Annotated in this window: 20 protein-coding genes; 16 read left to right on the forward strand and 4 right to left on the reverse strand. The window is 45.4% G+C overall.

Annotated features, from left to right (window positions below):
• Window positions 1–19 precede the first annotated feature (19 nt).
• Window positions 20–901: a bifunctional 5,10-methylenetetrahydrofolate dehydrogenase/5,10-methenyltetrahydrofolate cyclohydrolase gene (locus CLV98_RS08850; protein ID WP_109673937.1), complete on the forward strand. Its 882-nt coding sequence runs from the start codon at window positions 20–22 to the stop codon at window positions 899–901.
• Between the two features lie 55 nt (window positions 902–956).
• Here the strand turns inward: CLV98_RS08850 and CLV98_RS08855 are convergent, their stop codons facing one another.
• Complete coding sequence (locus tag CLV98_RS08855) at window positions 957–2,360, reverse strand: aldehyde dehydrogenase family protein (protein ID WP_109673938.1); 1,404 nt, start codon at window positions 2,358–2,360, stop codon at window positions 957–959.
• A gap of 113 nt (window positions 2,361–2,473) precedes the next feature.
• Here CLV98_RS08855 and CLV98_RS08860 point away from each other — a divergent pair, with 113 nt between their 5' ends.
• Window positions 2,474–3,574: a helix-turn-helix transcriptional regulator gene (locus CLV98_RS08860; RefSeq protein ID WP_229203277.1), complete on the forward strand. Its 1,101-nt coding sequence runs from the start codon at window positions 2,474–2,476 to the stop codon at window positions 3,572–3,574.
• Window positions 3,575–3,659: 85 nt separating this feature from the next.
• Here the strand turns inward: CLV98_RS08860 and CLV98_RS08865 are convergent, their stop codons facing one another.
• Entirely contained in the window at window positions 3,660–4,433 is a 774-nt protein-coding gene (locus CLV98_RS08865) for a hypothetical protein (RefSeq protein ID WP_109673940.1), read from the reverse strand.
• Window positions 4,430–5,497 carry an AMP-binding protein gene (locus CLV98_RS08870; protein WP_109673941.1) on the reverse strand — a complete coding sequence of 356 codons (1,068 nt, stop codon included), beginning with the start codon at window positions 5,495–5,497 and terminating at the stop codon, window positions 4,430–4,432. The genes CLV98_RS08865 and CLV98_RS08870 overlap by 4 nt, the downstream gene beginning before the upstream one ends.
• Window positions 5,498–5,783: 286 nt before the next feature.
• On the opposite strand from CLV98_RS08870, the gene menB reads away from it, so the two are divergent.
• From menB to CLV98_RS08940, 14 genes are all read left to right on the forward strand, one after another.
• Window positions 5,784–6,608, forward strand: a complete 825-nt coding sequence (gene menB, locus CLV98_RS08875) for a 1,4-dihydroxy-2-naphthoyl-CoA synthase (protein ID WP_109673942.1) — start codon at window positions 5,784–5,786, stop codon at window positions 6,606–6,608.
• Between the two features lie 72 nt (window positions 6,609–6,680).
• Entirely contained in the window at window positions 6,681–7,091 is a 411-nt protein-coding gene (locus CLV98_RS08880; protein ID WP_109673943.1) for an EVE domain-containing protein, read from the forward strand.
• A complete protein-coding gene (locus tag CLV98_RS08885; RefSeq protein ID WP_109673944.1) occupies window positions 7,081–8,652 on the forward strand; it encodes a hypothetical protein in 1,572 nt (523 codons plus the stop codon). Before CLV98_RS08880 ends, CLV98_RS08885 begins: the two co-directional genes overlap by 11 nt.
• A gap of 112 nt (window positions 8,653–8,764) precedes the next feature.
• Window positions 8,765–9,646 carry a class I SAM-dependent methyltransferase gene (locus CLV98_RS08890; protein WP_109673945.1) on the forward strand — a complete coding sequence of 294 codons (882 nt, stop codon included), beginning with the start codon at window positions 8,765–8,767 and terminating at the stop codon, window positions 9,644–9,646.
• 11 nt (window positions 9,647–9,657) lie between these two features.
• A complete protein-coding gene (locus CLV98_RS08895; protein WP_109673946.1) occupies window positions 9,658–10,920 on the forward strand; it encodes a tetratricopeptide repeat protein in 1,263 nt (420 codons plus the stop codon).
• Window positions 10,921–10,981: 61 nt separating this feature from the next.
• On the forward strand, window positions 10,982–12,922 hold the full coding sequence (gene thrS, locus CLV98_RS08900; protein ID WP_109673947.1) for a threonine--tRNA ligase: 1,941 nt from the start codon (window positions 10,982–10,984) through the stop codon (window positions 12,920–12,922).
• A 111-nt stretch (window positions 12,923–13,033) separates the two neighbouring features.
• Entirely contained in the window at window positions 13,034–13,585 is a 552-nt protein-coding gene (infC, locus tag CLV98_RS08905; RefSeq protein ID WP_109673948.1) for a translation initiation factor IF-3, read from the forward strand.
• Between the two features lie 122 nt (window positions 13,586–13,707).
• Window positions 13,708–13,902 (forward strand): 50S ribosomal protein L35, encoded by a 195-nt coding sequence (rpmI, locus tag CLV98_RS08910; RefSeq protein WP_109673949.1) that lies wholly within the window; start codon window positions 13,708–13,710, stop codon window positions 13,900–13,902.
• 109 nt (window positions 13,903–14,011) lie between these two features.
• A complete protein-coding gene (gene rplT, locus CLV98_RS08915) occupies window positions 14,012–14,356 on the forward strand; it encodes a 50S ribosomal protein L20 (protein ID WP_109673950.1) in 345 nt (114 codons plus the stop codon).
• A 104-nt stretch (window positions 14,357–14,460) separates the two neighbouring features.
• The gene (locus CLV98_RS08920; protein ID WP_109673951.1) at window positions 14,461–15,066 is read left to right on the forward strand and encodes a DUF937 domain-containing protein; all 606 of its coding nucleotides are present in this window, start codon (window positions 14,461–14,463) and stop codon (window positions 15,064–15,066) included.
• A 219-nt stretch (window positions 15,067–15,285) separates the two neighbouring features.
• A complete protein-coding gene (locus CLV98_RS08925) occupies window positions 15,286–17,814 on the forward strand; it encodes a phosphocholine-specific phospholipase C (RefSeq protein WP_109673952.1) in 2,529 nt (842 codons plus the stop codon).
• Between the two features lie 217 nt (window positions 17,815–18,031).
• Window positions 18,032–19,951 carry a molecular chaperone DnaK gene (gene dnaK / locus CLV98_RS08930; RefSeq protein ID WP_109673953.1) on the forward strand — a complete coding sequence of 640 codons (1,920 nt, stop codon included), beginning with the start codon at window positions 18,032–18,034 and terminating at the stop codon, window positions 19,949–19,951.
• Between the two features lie 161 nt (window positions 19,952–20,112).
• The gene (locus CLV98_RS08935; protein WP_229203278.1) at window positions 20,113–20,337 is read left to right on the forward strand and encodes a hypothetical protein; all 225 of its coding nucleotides are present in this window, start codon (window positions 20,113–20,115) and stop codon (window positions 20,335–20,337) included.
• On the forward strand, window positions 20,334–21,143 hold the full coding sequence (locus tag CLV98_RS08940; RefSeq protein ID WP_109673954.1) for an SDR family oxidoreductase: 810 nt from the start codon (window positions 20,334–20,336) through the stop codon (window positions 21,141–21,143). Before CLV98_RS08935 ends, CLV98_RS08940 begins: the two co-directional genes overlap by 4 nt.
• 32 nt (window positions 21,144–21,175) lie before the next feature.
• Here the strand turns inward: CLV98_RS08940 and CLV98_RS08945 are convergent, their stop codons facing one another.
• On the reverse strand, window positions 21,176–21,643 hold the full coding sequence (locus tag CLV98_RS08945; protein ID WP_109673955.1) for a BON domain-containing protein: 468 nt from the start codon (window positions 21,641–21,643) through the stop codon (window positions 21,176–21,178).
• Between the last annotated feature and the right edge of the window lie 31 nt (window positions 21,644–21,674).

Raw genomic sequence — 21,674 nt, forward strand, 5'->3', positions numbered from 1 at the left:
CTATTGACTATAAAAGAGCATGCAATTACTTGATGGTAAGGCCATTTCGGCTCAGATAAAAGCTGAAATAAAACAAGATGTGGAACAATGGGTTGCCAAAGGAGGAAAAAAGCCCCATTTAGCCGCTATTCTGGTAGGAATGGATGGGGCCAGCCAAACCTACGTTAACTCCAAAATACGGAGCTGTGAGGAGATAGGCTTTACCTCTACTCTTCTAAAATTCGATGCTGATATTTCAGAAAAGGAATTATTAGAAGCCGTGGAATCCCTAAACCAGAACGACGACGTCGACGGATTCATCGTTCAGTTGCCCCTGCCCAAACATATTTCGGAGAATACCGTCATGGAGGCGGTAGACTTCAAAAAAGATGTGGACGGATTTCACCCCATCAACGTGGGTCGCATGTGCAAGGGGCTACCGGCCTATTTGTCGGCTACCCCATTTGGAATATTGGAGATGCTCACGCGCGCTAATATAGACACGGCCGGCAAACACTGTGTGGTCATAGGACGGAGCCAAATAGTAGGTCTCCCTATGAGTATATTAATGCAAAGAAACGATTATCCTGGCAACTGTACCGTTACCATTACGCATAGCAAAACGCATAACCTCAAGGAGATCTGCCAGACGGCCGATATTCTGATCGTAGCCCTAGGCCGACCCGAATTCGTTACGCCTGAATACGTAAAAGAAGGGGCAGTGGTCATAGACGTTGGGATCACCAGAGTAGCCGATGCCAGCAAAAAAAGTGGCTTTGCTATCAAAGGTGACGTTAACTTTGAGTTAGTAGCACCCCATACCAGCTACATTACACCGGTGCCCGGGGGCGTAGGGCTCATGACCATCTGTGGGCTGCTCACCAATACGCTAAAGGCGACCAAAAAAGAAATATATAACTAGTATAAAACGCCTGCTCCCCTGCCTCCATAGTGAATGGAAGGGGAGCAGCGCCAGACTACAACCAACGTATCGCTTTTTCCAAAAGGCGACTTAAGCGGGGCGAAATGGGCGGATATAGGAAGCTCAGTGATCCATACCGCCTTTTCATGACCCCTTTGGCATTGCTAAACTCTTTGAAGCCAAAAAAACCATTCGCCTTGCCAATCCCACTCTGATTAACCCCACCAAAGGGTGTGTTGGGGCTACTGAATTGCATCAACAACTCATTAACCAAGGCATTTCCTGAACTAGTACCTTTGAGCATGGTGTCGATAAACTCCCTATTTTTGGCATGAATGTATAAGGCTAAAGGCTTGTCTTTGGCACGAATCATGGCTAATACCTCCTCTTCATTCCTATAGGTCAGCACAGGTAATATAGGGCCAAATATCTCTTCTTGCATCAAAAGCATGGTGTCCTTAGCCTGATCGATGAGCGTGGGCGATATACTTAATTGTTTCTCATCCCAGCTTCCCCCCACGGTAACCTGCCCTCCCTTAGCCCTGGCATCGGCTATGTAGCCCGTCAAACGGTCGAAGTGTTTCCGATTTACAATACGAGAGAACTCCCTTGGCTCGGAGGTAAAGGTACTGTTGGGATACATATGATGAATAGCCTTTTCCATTTCCTTAAGGAAAGCCCGATGAATGGACTCGTGCACAATAATATAGTCGGGAGCAATGCAGGTCTGGCCGGCATTGAAGAACTTCCCCCAACAAATGAGCCTAGCCGTAGTGGGCAAATCACACGAGGCATCCACAATGGAAGGCGACTTGCCCCCCAACTCTAACGTAACCGATGACAGATGAGCAGAAGCGGCCTTCATCACAATTTTACCCACCTGCGTGCTGCCCGTAAAAAAAATATGGTCGAATGGCAATTCTAATAATTTTTCAGATACTGAGACATCCCCAGTTACCACGGCTACTTCCTGCTCTTCAAATAAGTCGGCCACCAGTTTACCCACGAACGAGGACGAGGCCGGCGTGAGTTCCGATGGCTTAATAATCGCCACACACCCGGCAGCTATTGCCGAAATAAGCGGTTTTAATGCCAGATTGATGGGATAATTCCACGGAGACATTATCAACACCTGGCCTTTGGCCTCATATTGGATATGGCTACTCGTACCCAAGGCTACCAGACCAGTAGGCTGACGGTGCGGCCCCATCCATACCTTCAGATGCTTTACCGCATATTGAATCTCATTGATCAGGACTAGGATCTCCCCAATAATGGTTTCGGAGCGGGGTTTACCTAAATCTTGGTCAGTCGCCAGACAGGCTTCATCTACATGAGCCAACAAATATTCTCTAAGCTTTAGCAATTTGCCCCTTCGTTCATGATAGGAGGTGCGGCCCACCGAATATTTATGGGCATGCTGGATAACATGCAGTCTTTGAATGGCTATATCATTCATAATGAGTAGATTTAGACTTTGACAACTTAAAACAACAGACTAGCTACAAAAAATATACCTCTTGGCATGTAAATGTCCAGAAAGGCATCTATATTGCTTCTTTACTAAAAATTTTGCTAATTACTAAAAATAGCATTTATGATCAGTACCCCATGAGTATCGTCAGCAATAACATCAAATACCTCCGGAGATTGAACGGCTTAACTCAAGAGCAATTTGCTCGTAAGATAGGCATAAAACGCTCGCTGCTGGGCGCCTATGAAGAGGCCAGAGCGAACCCTAATATTACGAATTTAAAAAATATGGCGGCTTCTTTTGGAGTTTCCGTAGACAACCTACTTAAAAATGACTTACGCCGCCTCAGAGAGACTCCCGACACCCTACTTCCCTTAAACGTTTCGCGGCAGACGACCGTCTCCGCACATACCACGACCAGCTCTACCAATAGCGCTACTTCTAACCGCCTATCGGTATTGTCCGAGCCACAACCTATTGAGCGGGTCCTTGAGAAGTTCACCCCTTTATCACCAGAAATCCGAACTGTCTCCCGCCAAATCAACTTAAGGCCAATACATGGGTCCTCGACCCAAACGGTGCCCTCCAGCTCCAAGGGCCCTGGTCCGAGCCATGCACCCGCACACCAGCGAATGGATGCGCCAGCCACTTCAATCCCCATTTTTAATAATCAGATTGAGCCCCGCCTCGCGCAGGAGGCTGCAGCGACCTCCGATATGCGCTATCCGCGCATCCAATGGGTGTCGCTACGGGAAGAGGCAGCGTATTTGCAACGCCACAGAGACGCCACCTATTTATCACAACTACCTGTATTTCAGCTCCCCAATTTGGACCAAGGCTATTACAGAGCATTCGAGATAGGCGACGACTTCCCTTTAAAAGACTCCATTCTGATAGGGACTTTTGTGGGAAATTGGTATGAAATAAAAGATGACGAAAACTATGTACTGGTGCTCCAAAAACATGGGGTGCTGTATCGTAAGGTCAATAACAAGGTAAAGCGTACTGGAAGCCTGCACCTGACTTCAGAAATGGGGTATATCCCTCCCTTGGACGTCCCCATTAGCGAGGTACTTGAAGTATGGGCTATTAAAGCTTATGTGAGCAAACAACTCCCCCAGCCCCGCCCATCCTTAGCAAAACTAGCCGCCCTTCAGGAGGAAATGGCGGCAGAGATTAAGCAACTCAATAATTCCTAATCGATAATGTAGTTAAAACTCTGGGGAGAGTCGACTCCCTCCAGAGTTTTAATAATATAAAAACAAGTATAACTCCCTTTTCCGATTAGCGGGTCAAGAGATCCTGAAAGGTATTTTCTATTTCAACAAGATGCTTACTTTTAGCATTAGGCTCCAGGACGCTAACACCCAGCTGATACCATAACCCATCGCCTGCAGTCAGATACGATCCCTTTTTCCTTGGTTTAGAATCACTAGCCTCCTCGTAGAGGAATTCGGCACTATAGATGATGTCCAAAATACGCTTAAGCTGTTCCCAAGGGAGCTCTTCCTCCCTACCCAAACTATTCTTAATATAAAATGACTTACTAGCAAAAGAGGCTGTCAGATCGACAGATACTTCCTCGTCTCCAATATTCATATAGGTCAACTCGAATGGCTTTTCTTTTCCGGCCACTTCTACGATGGCTTGCATAAATTCTTGCAAGAAATAAGCCCATCGTTCCCGATCGACCGGGTATATTGTCACGTATTTATGATCTTCTTCGAGTTCAATCTCTACAAAATCTTCAAATTCGTTTTCCTCGCGGCGGCGAATCATCTTTGAGGAAACAAAAATATCCTGAAACTCTTCGATCCAGACAGGAGGAATCTTTCCCTTCCAGCTAAAATCGTCGTCCATCGTAAAGCCTTCATTATAGATTTCGTCCTCAGTTAGCTCCTCCCTTCCTAAATACTTTATAGAAAAATCAATGAACAAATCGTTTTCTGAGCGAATATCTAGCTTCAGACTGTCATAATGCGAGAAGGGTGCCGGGATGGCTGGTGCCGTTTGAAACCTTACCGTGTATTTTCCGGGAAGTTGTAATTCTTTATTCATGTTGTTTGTTTAAAAAACGATTCAGCCGTCTTTTTTTTATCTATCTTATCGGTAGCGGTTTTCTGGAACACTCCGGTAAAATAAATTTCTTTGGGGCTTTCATAATTTGATAGTAATGGCTTTAATTGGCTAAGAATCCAGTTTCTGGAAGGCTTTTGCCCATCAAGGTTCAAAAATAGCACTAATTTTTGACCTAGTCGCTCATCGGATTCGTACCAAGTAAAAAATGGCCACTCCAGCCCTTGTCTCGCCAGCCAAAGGGCGATCTTCTGGTCTACCTGGTCGAGCACTATTTTAACGCCCCCAGAGTTGATCACATTGTCGGCTCTTCCAATCCATTCGAAATGTCGATCGTCGATGATCCGCACCAAATCGTTGCATTGGACCAGCTGCCCGGCTGTCACCTCCCCTGTAATATGGATACAGCCCCGGGAGTCCGTCCCAATACTAATCCCGGGTAAGATGGTATAATAGGGATCCAAAGCGGGATTTAGTCGCTTTAAAGCGATATGACTTACCGTTTCGGTCATTCCATAACTTTGATAAACCCGAATGGGTGTCCGGGAAATTTTTTGCTGTAAACTAGGAGATACGGGCCCGCCACCTAGCAATAGGAGTGCAACCCTATCCAAGGCCTGAGGGGTCCTAGGGTCAGTCAAGATAGCTTCCAACTGTAGGGGTACCATGGCGGTAAAATCAAAAACCTCGGACTCGGGAAGCGTTATGAAAGGGTTGGCCGCTGGGGGTACGATGGTGAGCTCCCAATCCAGTACCATAGCCCTGACGAGCATCATCATACCCGCAATATAGCCCGTATTCAGGCAAACCAACACCCTAGAACCAGCCCCCAGTTGAAGGGCCTCTCCTGTGGCTAAAGCACTGGCGGTTAGCTGATTCCTGGTGAGTACAATTTGTTTGGGTATACCTGTGGACCCAGAGGTTTTCAGATAAAACTCCTGTTGGCCGTTCAACCAATTTTTAAGAAACACATACGCTTCGTTAAAAGGACCTTCGGCTGGGGCTATGCCATTTTGGATTGCTTGCTTATTAGTTTTCCACAGCATGGGTATTCGTATTCTACTATGATTAAAAATTCCTGGGAACGCCACGCTAAAAGTCTATGGCAGAGTTGCCCGAAATATTTTTATACTATTATAATTCGAAAGATAAATATAAGTTTTTGACTGTCCGAAAAACAATCTTTAATTTCGCCATACCAAGTAAGGAGCTTCCAACAGAATGGATCTATCAACCCAGCAATGGGTACAGCAGGATTCCGTTGATGCCCCTCTTGCCAAAATCCTAATCGGATAATTTTACAGATTTATTAAGTAACACAAAAACAGTTATATGTCTAGTTCGATTCAGTGGGAAACCATCAAAGAATACCAAGATATCCTATTTTCTCTTCATGAGGGCATAGCAAAGATAAGTATTAACCGTCCCCATAAGCATAATGCGTTCACTCCGCAAACCGTGCAAGAGATGATCGATGCCATGCACATCTGCAGGGAGGACCCTCGCATAGAAGTCATTATCATCACAGGAGAAGGAGGCAAGGCCTTTTGCTCGGGTGGCGACCAGTCGGTACGGGGGCATGGAGGATATATAGGTGAGGACCATGTACCTCGCTTAAACGTATTGGATCTACAGAAAATGATACGGTCCATACCCAAAGTAGTTATCGCGATGGTGGCTGGATGGGCCGTTGGAGGAGGACATGTGCTGCATGTGATATGCGACATGACCATCGCCGCCGACAATGCCAAATTCGGACAAACCGGACCTAAAGTAGGAAGTTTTGACGGTGGGTTTGGAGCCTCGTATCTGGCCAGAGTGGTAGGTCAGAAAAAAGCGAGAGAAATATGGTTCTTATGTGATCAGTACGATGCTACCGAAGCGCTCAACATGGGGCTAGTCAATAAGGTAGTTCCTCTAGAAGAACTCGAAGCGACGACGGTAGAATGGTGTAAAAAAATTCAAGTTAAGAGCCCTCTCTCCATCCGCATGCTGAAGTCGGCTTTCAATGCCGAACTGGACGGACAAGCAGGTATTCAGGAGTTGGCCGGCAACGCTACCCTACTCTACTACCTAACCGAAGAAGCCAAGGAGGGCTTTAATTCTTTTCTTGAAAAAAGAACACCGGATTTTAGCAAATTCCCCAAATTTCCTTGATTTTAGTACAAAAGACGGGCGGGCTCAATTTCATTATAAAATTGAGCCCGCATAAAATATAAATAACCTAGCATGAATTATTGGTTGATCAAATCAGAACCTTTCAAATACTCATGGGATCATTTCGTAGAAGAAGGCCAGTCCATGTGGGATGGAGTAAGGAACTACCAGGCTCGTAACAACATGATGGCCATGAAAACAGGCGACCAGGCCCTGTTTTACCATAGCAATGAAGGCAAAGAAGTGGTGGGAATTGCCAAAGTGTCAAAGGAACATTATCCTGACCCCACCACGGACGATCCCCGTTGGGTGGTTGTCAACTTTGTGCCAGTTGCTAAGCTCCCCAAAGCCATCAGCCTTAAGCAGATTAAGCAAGATCCTACCTTACAGGATATGGCCTTAGTAAAACATTCTCGACTTTCGGTAGCCCCCCTAAAGGCGGAAGAGTTCGATCATATTGTCGCACTAGCTTATGAAACATAGAGGGTACTATTGGATAGGACTCGTGCTAGCACTGGCGTTATACGTCAGTGGACAGATAGGATATGCCCAAGAAATAAAAAGGATAGAAATCCCGACAGAGGGGAATACGGAGAGTATCCAAACCATCCCGCTGGGTCACGAAGGGGTAATTGTAGTTTCTAAGCCCAATAAAGGGGCCTTTTTGGTTCAAAAATTCAATAGTGAGTTAAGTAATATATGGTCCATTGAAGGTCCGATAGAGCCTAGCCTCCAATTCATTTCGTCGTCATTTGACGGCCATTCGGTGTTCCTGTTGTTTGGCAAGAATCGTAGCGTCTATTACACCATTGTGAAAGTCAATATAGGTCCGGGATTTTTGGAGACTTTTCAAATTGAGACCGTGGCCAAGTTCGAAATTACCGACTTCGTAACATTGGGCTACTCGATGTTTATGGCCGGAACCATACGAAATGAAGCCGTACTGCTTCACTCCAGGCTCGACAACGCCCAAACCCGGCTCTTACCCACAGCCATAAAAGGGTCAACGGTCATACAATCTTTAGAACTGGATGCTGTAAACCGGCTGGTCAATGTGAACTTTGCCATAAAAAAGAACCGCCAGACAAAAATAATGGTGCGGGCCTACACCGAAGACGGCCAACAGGCCATTGAAATACAACAAACGCCAGATCAAGACTATTCCCTGTTGAATGGCAGGATACAAATTTTGAATGATAGCACCCAGCTGCTGGTAGGAACCTATGGTTATAGAAACATGCAGAGTAGCAATGCCTCGGCATCTCAAGGGTTGTATATCAGTAAGTTTATACGACAAAAGGAGGTATATACGAGATATCATAGCTTTACCGATTTTGAAAACTTCTTTAGTTATATGAACGACCGGCAACAAGAAAAGCTGGAGCGAAGAATAGACAGAAAAAAAGAGTCAGGACAAGACTTGAAGCTCAATTATCGTTTGCTGATGCACGACTTGAAACCCGATGGCGAAAATTTCCTCTTAACGGCCGAAGTATTCTACCCTGAATTCACCTACCGAACCTCCGGGATGGGCTCGGGGTACAGCAACCTCATGGGCTATTCTTTTGGCCGGGGACTTTACAATCCTTACCTATACAACCCCATGTACGCTGGCCGAGGCTACAACCAACAGGTATTCGATGGTTTTACTTATACCCATGCCATTATTGCGGGAATCTCCCCCAAGGGCGACCTCCTATGGGATAATAGCATCAGTTTCGATGAAATGAAGAGTATGGAATTACGCCAAAAAATTAAAGTCCAAAATGAGCCCAATGGACAACTGACGGTAGCCTACAGCAAGGAGGGAAGCATAAAAACGACCGTCATCCAACAAGACAAGGTGATATCAGCGGAACGCAGCATTACCGTACCCAGTACACATGCTGGAGATAAAATAAAAAAGACAACCACCGATGATGTCGATTATTGGTTCGACCAATACTTCCTCGCCTGGGGTGTTCAAAGAATCACCAACAATAAGGCATCTGAACAAAATCGGGGCAGACGTAACGTTTTTTACCTTACAAAATTGGCTTTTTGACGTTCTTCACCCCTACCCGTGCTCGACTTCCCAACAATCTGTCCCTTTCAATAGCTTATAGTTGATCGATAGCCTTTATCTTTACATCATTATTACATAAAAACCATTTAGCGTGCTATTACTTACACCTGATCACCATACCGATTACCAACTCATAGATTCAGGCGGCTACGAAAAACTCGAACGTTTCGGAGCATATACCTTAAGAAGACCAGAGCCACAGGCTATCTGGGACAAGTCGCTCCCCGAGGCCGAATGGGCTAGCCGTAGTGATGCCACTTTTAAAAAAGATAAAAACGCCCAAGAAAAAGGGCAGTGGGTAACCAAAAAGGATATGCCTGAAAGGTGGGTAATTCAGTACCGCTCAGGAAAACTTCACCTTAGAGCCAAGCTGGCTTTGTCGTCTTTCAAACACGTGGGCATGTTCCCTGAACAGGCTACCAATTGGGATTATATCGCCGAGAAACTAGGTAAGGTACAGGAAGAGAAACCCACAGTATTAAATCTTTTCGCCTACACCGGCATAGCCTCTTTGGCCGCTAAGGCCTGTGGTGCCGACGTGACCCATGTCGATTCTGTAAAACAAGTAATCAGTTGGTCGCGCGAGAATATGGAGCTTTCGGGCCTCGATAACATCAGATGGGTAGTAGAAGATGCCGTAAAGTTCGTCCAGCGTGAAGTGCGAAGGGGTAAGCAATACAACGGCATCATACTGGACCCTCCGGCCTATGGCAGAGGACCCGATGGTGAAAAATGGGTGTTGGAGGAACAACTCAATGAATTGTTGCGCTTATCGGCACAGCTCTTAAAAAAAGAACATTTTTTCTTTATCATCAATCTATATTCCCTGGGCCTATCCGCGTTGATCGTCGAAAATCTCATTAAAACTCATTTCGGTGAGGAGTCTGCGCATCAATTCGGTGAACTGTACATCCCCGATGAATTCGGGAAAAAGTTACCTTTGGGGGTGTTTTCCAGATTTTCGGATCTTTAAGGATTATCATCTTGACTAAGAAAGAAAACTTCTTGTTTTTATACGACTACTCCAATTGGATAGGTGAACCGACGTGCTTGACTAGGACCAAGGCATTTCGAAAAGTATATCTATGGGGATTGCTCGTGCCCCTATTGTTCTTATCGTGCCAAAAGGACACCTCCAGCGATACGCGAATTCCACCTACGATCAAGTATTCCAAAGATGCCTGGCAGCAAACGGCCATTACAGCGCTTACCGATCTACTGCAGAGGGGCATAAACTTGGAGAGCAACTATTTTAAAAGAGCCCGTATTTACTACGACCAAGAGGACTATAAGCTAGCCCTAGAGGATATTGACAAGGCCATTAATGAAAACGAAAACCAATCGGACTATTATCTGCTTCGGGGTAAGGTGTATTTGGAAATGGGCAGCTTGGCCAAGGCCCAGGCCGATGCCGAACGTGCAGAAGCCCTACAACAGAGTAGTCCGGAGTTATATATCCTTCTGGCAGATATATACCAGTCGAACCTAGACTATCGGAAGGCCATTGCTTATCTCAACCAGGCGATGCAAATGACCCCCTACGACGGTTCGGTGTATTACGTAAAGGGAATGATTCAGGCCCACCAAGGCGACAGCCTATCGTCGTTGAGAAGCTTGCAAGAGGCTATCACCCTGAATCCCAGGCTTAGAAGAGCCTATGAACAGTCGAGCAGGCTTTACCGACTGCTCCACCAGCCCGAGCAAGCACTGCAGATCAACGCCTTGGCGCTACAGCGCTTTACGGATATTCCGGAGTTATATTTTGAGAGGGGCGAAATATATCGCAGCATTACCGAACTGGACACGGCTCTGATCCAATACCAAAAAGCCATCGCCATCGCCCCCCAATACGAAAAAGCATTGTTGGCATTGGCTCAAACGGCCATCGCTCATCATGCCTATGCCAAAGCCATACCTGCCTTAGACAAGCTCAACCAGATCAGGGATAGAGACCTGAAGATCCTAAGCCTGACGGGGTATGCCTATGAAAAACTCGGGAACTTTGTGAAAGCTCGGGAACTTTATAACGATATTTTATCTACCGATCCCGTCAATCAAGACGCCCGTTACGGAATGTATCGTATGCAGCAGCGAGAGAATACCTACCTCGAAAACACGCCTATTGTAGAGCCTGCGGCTGAGGCGGGACTCCAAAGGGATAGTTCGAGAACTATTCTAAAGCCACTTCAACGACGGGGAACTACAATTTTACAGATAGATACCCTTAAAAAGGCCAAAATTGAATAGATTTGCAGGATATTCTCCTCAAAGGAAAAAAGTGCATTAACGCCATATTTAGCATAATTGAATGAAAGACGAGTCAGAAATTATTATAACACTCCCTGACGGTAGCCAAAGGAATTACCCCAAAGGAGTAACAGCCATGCAAATAGCCCTAAGCATTAGCGAAGGGTTAGCCAGAAATGTAATTGCCGCAAAAGTGGGTAACGAGGTATGGGACCCGGGAAGAGCCATCGAAGAAAACTCCTTGGTCAAACTTCTAACATGGAACGATACCGATGGGAAAGCCACTTTTTGGCATTCTTCGGCCCATTTGCTCGCCGAAGCTTTGGAGGCATTGTACCCTGGAGTAAAATTTGGTACGGGTCCATCACTCGAACGCGGATTTTATTACGACGTCGACCTAGGAGAGCATAGTATTTCGCAAGATGACTTCCCAAAAATTGAAGCCAAAATGCTAGAACTAGCTAGGCAGAAAAACGAGTATGTCCGCCAACCGATCGGCAAAGAGGAAGCCATCGCCTACTTCAAGGAGAAAGGCGACGAATATAAACTCGAATTACTAGATGGCCTAGAGGATGGCTCCATCACTTTATACCAGCAAGGGAATTTCACGGATCTATGTAAGGGACCACATATCCCCAATACAGGAATCATAAAAGCCATTAAGCTCACCAATATTGCCGGTGCTTACTGGAGGAATAAGCAGGAGAATAAAATGCTTACCCGTATATATGGGATCACCTTTCCAAAACAAAAAGAGCTCGACGAACATTTGGCCCTGATGGAAGAGGCCAAAAAACGGGACCACAGGCGCCTCGGTAAGGACCTCGAACTCTTTGCTTTTTCCGAAAAAGTAGGCCAAGGCCTGCCCTTGTGGCTTCCTAAAGGAGCCATGCTTCGGGAAAGACTCGAGAGCTTTTTACGTAAAGCCCAAACCCGTGCCGGATACCTTCCGGTAGTCACTCCACATATAGGGAGCAAGGAGCTATATGTTACTTCAGGGCACTGGGACAAATATGGCAAGGATTCGTTTCAGCCTATTAAAACGCCGAATATTGGCGAGGAATATCTGCTGAAGCCGATGAATTGTCCTCACCATTGTGAGATTTATAAGACCTCACCACGCTCTTATAAGGATTTGCCCATACGTTTCGCCGAGTTTGGCACGGTATATCGCTACGAACAAAGTGGCGAGCTACATGGACTAACCCGTGTAAGAGGCTTTACTCAGGACGATGCACATATTTTTTGCCGTCCCGACCAAGTAAAGTCGGAGTTTTTAAAGGTCATCGACTTGGTGCTCTATGTTTTTAACTCCTTAGGTTTCGACGACTATAGCGCTCAAATATCGCTAAGGGATCCTGAAAACAAGCAGAAATACATTGGAGCCGACTCGGACTGGGAAAAGGCAGAGACGGCCATTATAGAAGCAGCCGCCGAAAAAGGCTTAGAAACAGTCACAGAATTGGGTGAGGCGGCATTTTATGGCCCCAAGCTCGACTTTATGGTACGCGATGCCTTGGGAAGGAAATGGCAGCTGGGTACTATTCAGGTAGATTATCAGCTACCTCAAAGGTTCCAATTGGAATATACCGGCTCCGACAACCAAAAGCATCGGCCAGTGATGATTCACCGGGCACCTTTTGGTTCGATGGAACGTTTCATTGCCATCCTAATTGAAAATACGGCCGGACAATTCCCCCTATGGTTATCGCCCGACCAGATCGCCATTCTTCCCATTTCCGAAAAGTATGCGGAATATGCCGAAGAAGTATTTTTCCAACTCCAGGATCACGACATCCGTGGTTTTGTAGACCATCGTGACGAAAAAATCGGAAGAAAAATTAGAGATGCCGAAGTTACCAAGGTACCTTTTATGATCATAGTAGGTGAAAAGGAAATGGAAGAGGGTAAAATATCGATTCGCCGCAAGGGTGAAGGAGATTTAGGAAGCCTCACCATTGCAGAATTTGCTGATTTTTTCAAAAAAGAAGCAAAAGTTTGAAGTTTTCGGCATAAATTATTATAATTAAGCAAATAAGGCACTATTTTTGTGGAAGTCGTGTTAAACCCATGATTTCCACATTTTAACAAAAAATCACCAATCCAATACTTTATGGCATTAAGACCCCATAGTGGCCGGTTCAGAGTTCCCGAAGAACCCTATAAAATAAATGATCGAATCACAGCAAAAGAAGTCCGTCTAGTAGGCGAAAATATAGAACCAGGAGTGGTTGATATCGCTACAGCAAAGGCCATGGCTAAATCGCAAAGTCTGGATCTTGTAGAAATAGCACCTACGGCTGTTCCACCAGTGTGTAAGGTGGTAGATTACTCCAAATTCAAATACGAGCAAAAAAAGAAACAAAAGGAGATAAAGGCCAAGGCACAAAAAGTAGTCATTAAAGAGATCCGTTTCGGACCTAATACCGATGACCACGATTTTGAGTTTAAGCTAAAGCATGCCATTAACTTCCTGAAAGAGGGATCAAAAGTGAAAGCCTATGTTCATTTTGTAGGTCGGACGATCGTCTTTAAAGAAAGAGGGAGCAACTTGCTGAACAAATTTTCGGAGGCACTTTCCGAATATGGCAAATTGGAAATGCAGCCCAAATTAGAGGGCAAACGTATGACCATCATTCTAGCTCCTGCTGTTGCAAAAAAATAAGGATTATTAACCTTAAAAAATCGTAATCAGGTAGAAAGTGCCTGACTACGATTTTTTATTTTAATAAGTAATGCTTAATTTTGCGCGCTGTTTTATATTTAATCAACTATTCAATTCGTATTATGCCTAAAATGAAAACCATTTCTGGTGCGAAAAAACGCTTTTCGCTTACTGGAACAGGTAAGATCAAACGCAAACATGCTTTCCATAGCCACATTTTGACCAAAAAATCGAACAAGCGCAAGCGCAGATTGATGAAAACTGGTCTTATCGATGTGAGCAACGAGAAGCAAGTTTTGGCGATGCTTCGTAAGTAATTACGCATCCCACAAAAAAGTAAAATACCATATCGGTTTTTTGTTCAACCCGATTGCCGGCCCCTAAGACTCATCATCGTGAGCGCCGACTATCAAAAACAGTTTAATTATGCCACGTTCAGTGAACCACGTAGCGTCGCGTGCAAGACGTAAAAAAGTTTTAAAACTAGCGAAAGGTTATTTCGGCCGTCGCAAGAATGTATGGACCGTTGCCAAGAATGCCGTAGACAAGGCCTTAAGCTATGCCTACGAAGGTCGTAAACAAAAGAAACGCCATTTCCGTGCTTTATGGATTCAGCGTATTAATGCTGGAGCTCGTATCCACGGTCTTTCATACTCTCAGCTGATGGGCAAGTTAGGAAGCAAGGGCATTGCTCTTAACCGGAAAGTTCTAGCCGACTTGGCTATGAATCATCCCGATGCTTTTAAAGCGATCGTTGATCAAGTAAAATAAAACAGCATCCCGCCATTTGGCGGGATTTTTTTTGATTATAGAAGATAATATCGTTACTTCCATCATTGAGAATGGTCTCAAGGAAGAACAATAACACAACCACCATGCTAGAACAACTCTTAGGCCTCATTCAGGAAAATTCGCAACAAGCCATTGTAGAGAACCCACAGGTTCCTAATGAAAATAATACCGATGTGATGCAGACCATCCTAGGATCGATTACAGGAGGAATGCAACAACAAGCCCAATCGGGAAATATGCAAGGATTAATGGGACTACTTTCAGGGAAAGATGTTCAGTCTTCGTCCTCTGGTCTGATGGACAATCCTATTGTAGCCTCTATAGCGGGGAACGCCATTAATTCGATCACCCAAAAATTTGGACTTAATAGCAGTGCTGCTTCTGGAATTGTAGCCTCTGTATTACCTGGTGTATTGAGCAGCCTTATCAGTAAAGTAAGTAATCCTGGCGATTCCAGCATCGATTTTAACGGTATACTGGGCAATCTGATGGGAGGCCAACAAAATGCTGGAGCCCAAAGCTCAGGGTTCGATTTTAACCAAGTTGGCTATGCACTTGCCGACGGCAAACTCGACATGAACGACCTCATTCGGGTAGGCGGCAGCTTAATGGGCGGCAGCCAGTCAGATTCAAAACCTGCTGGTGGCTTGGATCTAGGCGGGATGCTTGGCGGCCTGTTTGGAAAATAATTCAGTAGCCATGCTACTTTTATGCCTTTCGTTTCTGAAACGAAAGGCATTTTTATTGGAACCCCAGCCATTTTACCAAATTGAAAAACACCCCATTTTTACCAAAAATAGGCTTTGATTTCCATTCTGAACCATATTAACTTTTTGTTAGCAGTAGTATCTTAAGGGAATAAATCCGTACTTAAGGGGCATAACTGATCAAATCCGCTACCTTTCAATATGGAATCAAGAAGAGAATTTATCAAGAAAGCCACTATGCTTACTGGCGCAGCTGGCTTCCTTAGTATGATGCCCGAATCGATACAAAAGGCCCTGGCCATAGATCCTGCTCCAGGGAGTACTTACCTAGACGCAGAACATATAGTGGTGCTTATGCAGGAAAACCGGTCCTTTGACCACGCATATGGCACCTTACAAGGGGTACGGGGTTTTAACGACCCCCGGGCGATACGCCTGCCCAACGATAACTTGGTATGGCTCCAAACCAACGCCTTTGGTGAAACGCATATACCCTTCCGGTTAAATATGCGGGAGACCAACGCTACCTGGATGGGGAGTCTTCCACACTCCTGGACCAACCAAGTGGATGCCCGCAATAATGGCCTGTACGATCGCTGGCTCATTGCGAAAGCTCCTGGCGATAAAGAATATAAGAAAATGCCCCTCACCCAGGGCTATTATAATCGAGAAGATATCCCGTTTTATTATGCCTTTGCCGATGCCTTTACGGTAGCCGACCAAAACTTTTGCTCGGCCTTGGCTGGTACTACTACCAATCGCCTCTACCTATGGTCGGGCACTATCCGCGAATCTCCGAGTATCGACTCCTTCGCCAATGTCGAGAACCACCATGTGAACAGCAGGCATGAAGCCTCCTGGAAAACTTTTCCAGAGCGACTAGAAGAACACGGGATACCCTGGAGAATGTACCAGAATGAGCTGAGTATCGAAACCGGGCTGACGGGCGATCAAGACGATTGGCTGGCCAATTTTACCGACAACCCTATCGAGTGGTTTAAGCAGTACAATATCCGATACCATACCAAATACCAAGATTATCTTGCAGATAAAGAGAAGGAACTGCGTGTGCAAACCGAACAGCTCCAAGCCAAACTAAAAGAGAAGGCTACAGAAGAAGAAAAGAAGGGGCTGGATCAAAAATTAAAAACACTCGCCTTCATAGAAAAAGAACGCCAACAATGGAGTGCCGAAAACTTCGAAAAATTAAGCCAGTACCAGAAAAACTTGCATCAAAAAGCATTTACCACCAATGTAAATGATCCGGATTACCGCAATATTACCACCGTGCAATACCACGATGGGGATATTATTCGTGAGGCCAAAGCACCTCAAGGGGATATTCTGCATCAGTTCCGGACCGATGTAAATGAGGGTAAGCTCCCCACGGTGTCTTGGCTGGTAGCTCCCAAAAACTTTTCGGACCATCCATCATCCCCTTGGTATGGTGCCTGGTATGTTTCGGAAACACTCGATATCCTTACCAAGAATCCGGAGGTCTGGAAAAAGACCATATTTATACTTTGTTACGACGAAAACGATGGGTATTTCGACCATGTCCCCCCATTCGTAGTGCCCAACCCTAACAAATCCAATACGGGTAAGGTATCCAAAGACATCGATGCAGCCTTGGAATACGTCACCCTGGAACAAGACTTAAGTTTGGAAGGCCGAAAAGATGGCCGCGAAAGCCCAATCGGCTTAGGTTACCGGGTGCCCCTGGTCATAGCCTCCCCGTGGAACCGGGGTGGGAAGGTGTTTTCGGAAGTGTCCGATCATACTTCCATTCTTCAGTTTATGGAGACCTTCCTTCAACATAAAACAGGAAAAAACATCAAAGAGGAAAATATCAGCCAATGGAGAAGAACCATTTGCAGCGATCTTACTGCCTCCTTTACCCCCTATAATGGAGAGAAGATAGACCTCCCAGCATTTGTAGATCGGGCTGCATTTATGGAAGGAATACATAATGCCCAGTTCAAGAAACTTCCTTCGGGGTATAAAGCCCTTACCGAAGAGGAAGTAAAACAGATCAATGAGAACCCGTACCAATCCTCATTGATGACAAAACAGGAAAAAGGAATTCGTCCTGCTTGTCCCCTCCCCTACGAAATGTATGCAAATGGCGAACTGATGGCAGACAAATCGGCCTTTTCAATCAGGCTAAAGGCAGGAAATGACATATTTGGCAAAAAGGCCTCTGGCAGTCCATTTACCATTTATGCCAAAAACTGTTTGAATATGGAGGATAGTGTACGCAACTATGCCGTGTCAGCAGGGGACGAACTCATGGATGAATGGTCGCTCTCCGATTTTCATAATGGACAATATCGTTTGTCCGTTTATGGTCCCAACGGCTTCTATCGGGAATTCCGAGGGTCGGGTGCTTCAGAGCCGATCAGTATCTCCTGTATTTATCAAAAGGATAACAAAGGTAAAGCCAGTGGCAATGTAGTGGTGCAGCTAAAGCCCTCTAGAACTAGCAAACCCATAAAACTACAAATTACCGATAACGCCTACCATACTAAGGGTCAGTCGAAAACACTGACTTGGGGGTCTGGTAAGACGGATTCGAAAACGATGGTACTCAATTTAGAAAAAGACCATCACTGGTACGATTTTTCAGTTCAAATCGAAGGCGATGCGCACTTCTCTCAACGCTTCGCCGGCCATGTAGAAACGGGAAAAGAGAGTATGACCGACCCCTTGATGGGACAGGTAAACTCGTAACGACAGGGCTCCTAAATGACCCGTATTGGGCTGCACGAACCACTTGCATTTACTTAATTAAGTGTTCGGGATAACTCCTTTATGGGGATATCCCGAACTGACAGTTTGTCACCTGACTCCGTAAAATTATGCGTTGGTACGGGGTTTTTAGAGTTTTAGTAACTCTGATGAGTAAGAAAACTGGACTTAATTAATAACACAATAAATAACGATTAAAATGGGAAAAATAATTGGCATAGACTTAGGAACTACTAACTCCTGCGTGGCTGTCATGGAAGGTAATGAGCCTGTCGTAATAGCCAACAGCGAAGGAGCACGCACTACCCCATCTGTGGTTGCCTTCATGGATAACGGTGAGCGTAAGATAGGTGCGCCTGCCAAACGACAGGCAATCACCAATCCCAAGCATACTATTAGCTCCATTAAGAGATTTATGGGTAAAAAGTATAACGACGTAGGCAGCGAGCTTAAAACGATCGCCTATAGCGTAGAACAAGGCCCTAACAATACTCCACGTGTCCCCATCGATGGCCGTCAATATACCCCTCAGGAGGTATCCGCTTTCATTCTTCAAAAAATGAAGCAAACTGCCGAAGATTATCTAGGGCAAGAAGTTACAGAAGCGGTAATTACCGTTCCTGCTTACTTTAACGACGCCGAGCGTCAGGCTACCAAAGAGGCGGGTCAGATTGCCGGACTAGACGTGAAGCGTATCATCAACGAACCTACCGCTGCCGCTTTGGCTTATGGCCTTGATAAGCAGCACCAGGATATGAAAATCGCCGTATTTGACCTTGGTGGAGGTACATTTGACGTTTCAATCTTAGAATTGGGAGATGGTGTATTCGAGGTTAAGTCGACCGACGGAGATACGCATTTAGGAGGAGACGACTTCGACCAGGTGATTATCAACTGGCTAGCCGACGAGTTCCAAAAAGACGAAGCCGTGGACCTAAGAAAGGATCCAATGGCGCTACAAAGACTAAAAGAAGCGGCAGAAAAGGCGAAAGTAGAACTTTCTAGCTCTACTCAAACTGAAATTAACCTGCCTTATATATTCCCTGTAGATGGTATCCCCAAGCACTTGGTACGTACCCTTACGCGTTCGAAATTCGAACAATTGGCCGATACCTTGTTCCAACGCATGATGGAACCATGTAAAAGAGCCATGAAAAATGCAGGCTATTCTAATAGTGATATTAGTGAGGTAATATTGGTAGGTGGTTCTACTCGTATTCCACGTGTACAGGAAGAGGTGGAGAAATTCTTTGGAAGAAAGCCTTCCAAAAATGTGAATCCAGATGAAGCTGTAGCCGTAGGTGCCGCTATTCAAGGAGGCGTATTGACAGGTGAAGTGAAAGACGTACTATTATTGGACGTTATTCCTCTATCTCTTGGTATCGAAACCTTAGGTGGAGTCTCTACCAAGCTGATAGAAGCCAATACGACCATTCCTACAAAGAAAACGGAAGTATTCTCTACAGCGGCCGACAACCAGCCTTCCGTGGAAATCCACGTATTGCAGGGAGAAAGGCCAATGGCCAACCAGAACCGTACATTGGGACGTTTCCACTTATCAGATATTCCACCAGCACAAAGAGGTATTCCTCAAATCGAAGTAACATTCGATGTAGATGCAAATGGTATTCTGAACGTTTCGGCCAAGGACAAAGGAACCAATAAGGAGCAAAAAATCCGTATTGAAGCATCCAGTGGCTTGACTGAAGAAGAAATCAACAGGATGCGCGAAGAGGCTAAAGCCAATGAAAGTGCCGATAAAGCCGAACGCGAGAAGGTCGATAAGATTAACGCCGCCGATACCTTGATATTCTCTACTGAGAAACAACTTAAAGAATTTGGCGACAAACTTTCTGAAGGTAACAAAACTACCTTGGAAGGCGGACTCACGGAACTGAAAGCCGCACATGCTGCTCAAAACCTTGAGGCTATAGACGCTGCAATGGAGAAATTGAATGCTGCATGGCAGGCTGCTTCTCAAGAGATGTACGCTCAGGGTGGAGCCGAGCAACCTGGCGCGCCAGGTGCCGACGGAGCTAACCCAGGAGCCGGAGCTAACGGAGCCAGCAAGGAAGGTGCCGAAGATGTTACCGACGTTAATTTCGAAGAGGTAAAATAATTGAAATCGCAGATTAAAATCCTCACCTTTTTAGGTGGGGATTTTTTTTGCTCATTCTGTCACATAATGGGAAATATTGTCGTTCCTATATATAAATATTGACAGGTTATTCGCCTGGCATCGAATTTTATGTAATTGGGGTAAAACAAACTGTAATTATCATGACAAGAAACGAATCAATTCATCACAACCCTGAATTAATGTATCTGTCTCCGACAACCAGGGAAAAAGCCATTATGATCGCTCAAGAGCTATTGCAGACGAGAAAAATTTCTTCCAGCCGGGCTATTCGACAAGCGATAGAAATCGCCAAGAGTTGGGCTGTAAAAAGCATCGATAGAAAGGTTTGGAAAAAGCTTAAATTCAACGAAAAGGACCTGTTATGAACCAGAACACACTTAGTTTATCGGGACAAGTGGCCGTAGTGACGGGTTCTAGCTCAGGAATTGGACGTGCCTGTGCCATCTATTTGGCTGCTCTTGGGGCCAAAATAGTGGTTAATTATGCTTCTAATCGAGAAGAAGGGCAAGAAACTGTCGATCATATCCTCCAACAAGGAGGGGCTGCCCATTTGGTGCAGGCCGATGTAAGTAAGGAGCAGGACGTTCAGAACCTATTCTTAGAGGCCATCCAACATTATGGCCGCGTGGATATCCTAGTCAATAATGCCGGATTACAAAAAGACGCCCCATTCTTAGAGATGACCTTGGCTCAATGGGAGCGCGTAATTGGCGTCAACCTGACTGGTCAATTTTTGTGTGCCCGGGAAGCAGCGCGTCTATTTATCAAACAGGCGGAGGCCGATCCCAAAGCTGCCATTGGCAAGATGGTCATGATGAGTTCCGTTCATGATATTATTCCCTGGGCGGGGCACGTTAACTATGCCGCCTCGAAAGGAGGGGTTCATATGTTGATGAAAACCCTCTCTCAAGAACTAGCTCCTTACAAAATCAGAGTCAATGCGGTGAGTCCTGGAGCCATCCAAACCTCTATTAATGAAGCGGTATGGTCGGATCCGGAAAAATACCAAGAATTGCTAAAGCTTATCCCGTATAAAAGAATAGGTACGGCAGAGGATGTGGCCAAGGCAGTAGCCTGGCTATGCTCCGACGAATCGGATTATGTAAATGGCGAAACGATGTACATAGATGGCGGGATGACCCTCTATCCAGAATTTGCCGATAACGGTTAAGCTTTTATTGGCTGTCGAGTGGCTTGGCATAGTTAAGATGCCGCCGACATCCGGACGCTTTCACAAGGAAAGGTCAGGTTGTTAAAGATACTTCGCACTCCAGGGATTTGATCGATTTGGTCTTGTATTATCTTACGGTCCTTTGAGGACCGAACCATTCCGTCCAAAAACACCCTACCCTCGCTGACCCGTAACCTAACCTTATGGTAATCGCCTTGCCCATCTTTCAAGGCCTGCATCACTATTTCTTTGAGCCTACTATCCGCTTCAGATTCTCTCATATCCATCTCCACCGTGGCGTCGCAAAGTATTTGCATTTGCGGATAACCTGATACAATGTCTAACAACATCCGCTTTTGCTCATAGTTCTTAAACTGCCCGGTGATCAGCACCAGTTTACCATCTAATACCACCTTGACCCGCTCGGTGATCTCCCCCAGCGACTCATGATCCCAAATCTGTTGCATTATTTCTGCTCGAATTTCAAATAGTGTTTTCATAAGCGCATTGTATCGTTTTATTGAACATCAT

The sequence above is a fragment of the Dyadobacter jejuensis genome (assembly GCF_003149085.1).
GTDB lineage: Bacteria > Bacteroidota > Bacteroidia > Cytophagales > Spirosomataceae > Dyadobacter > Dyadobacter jejuensis.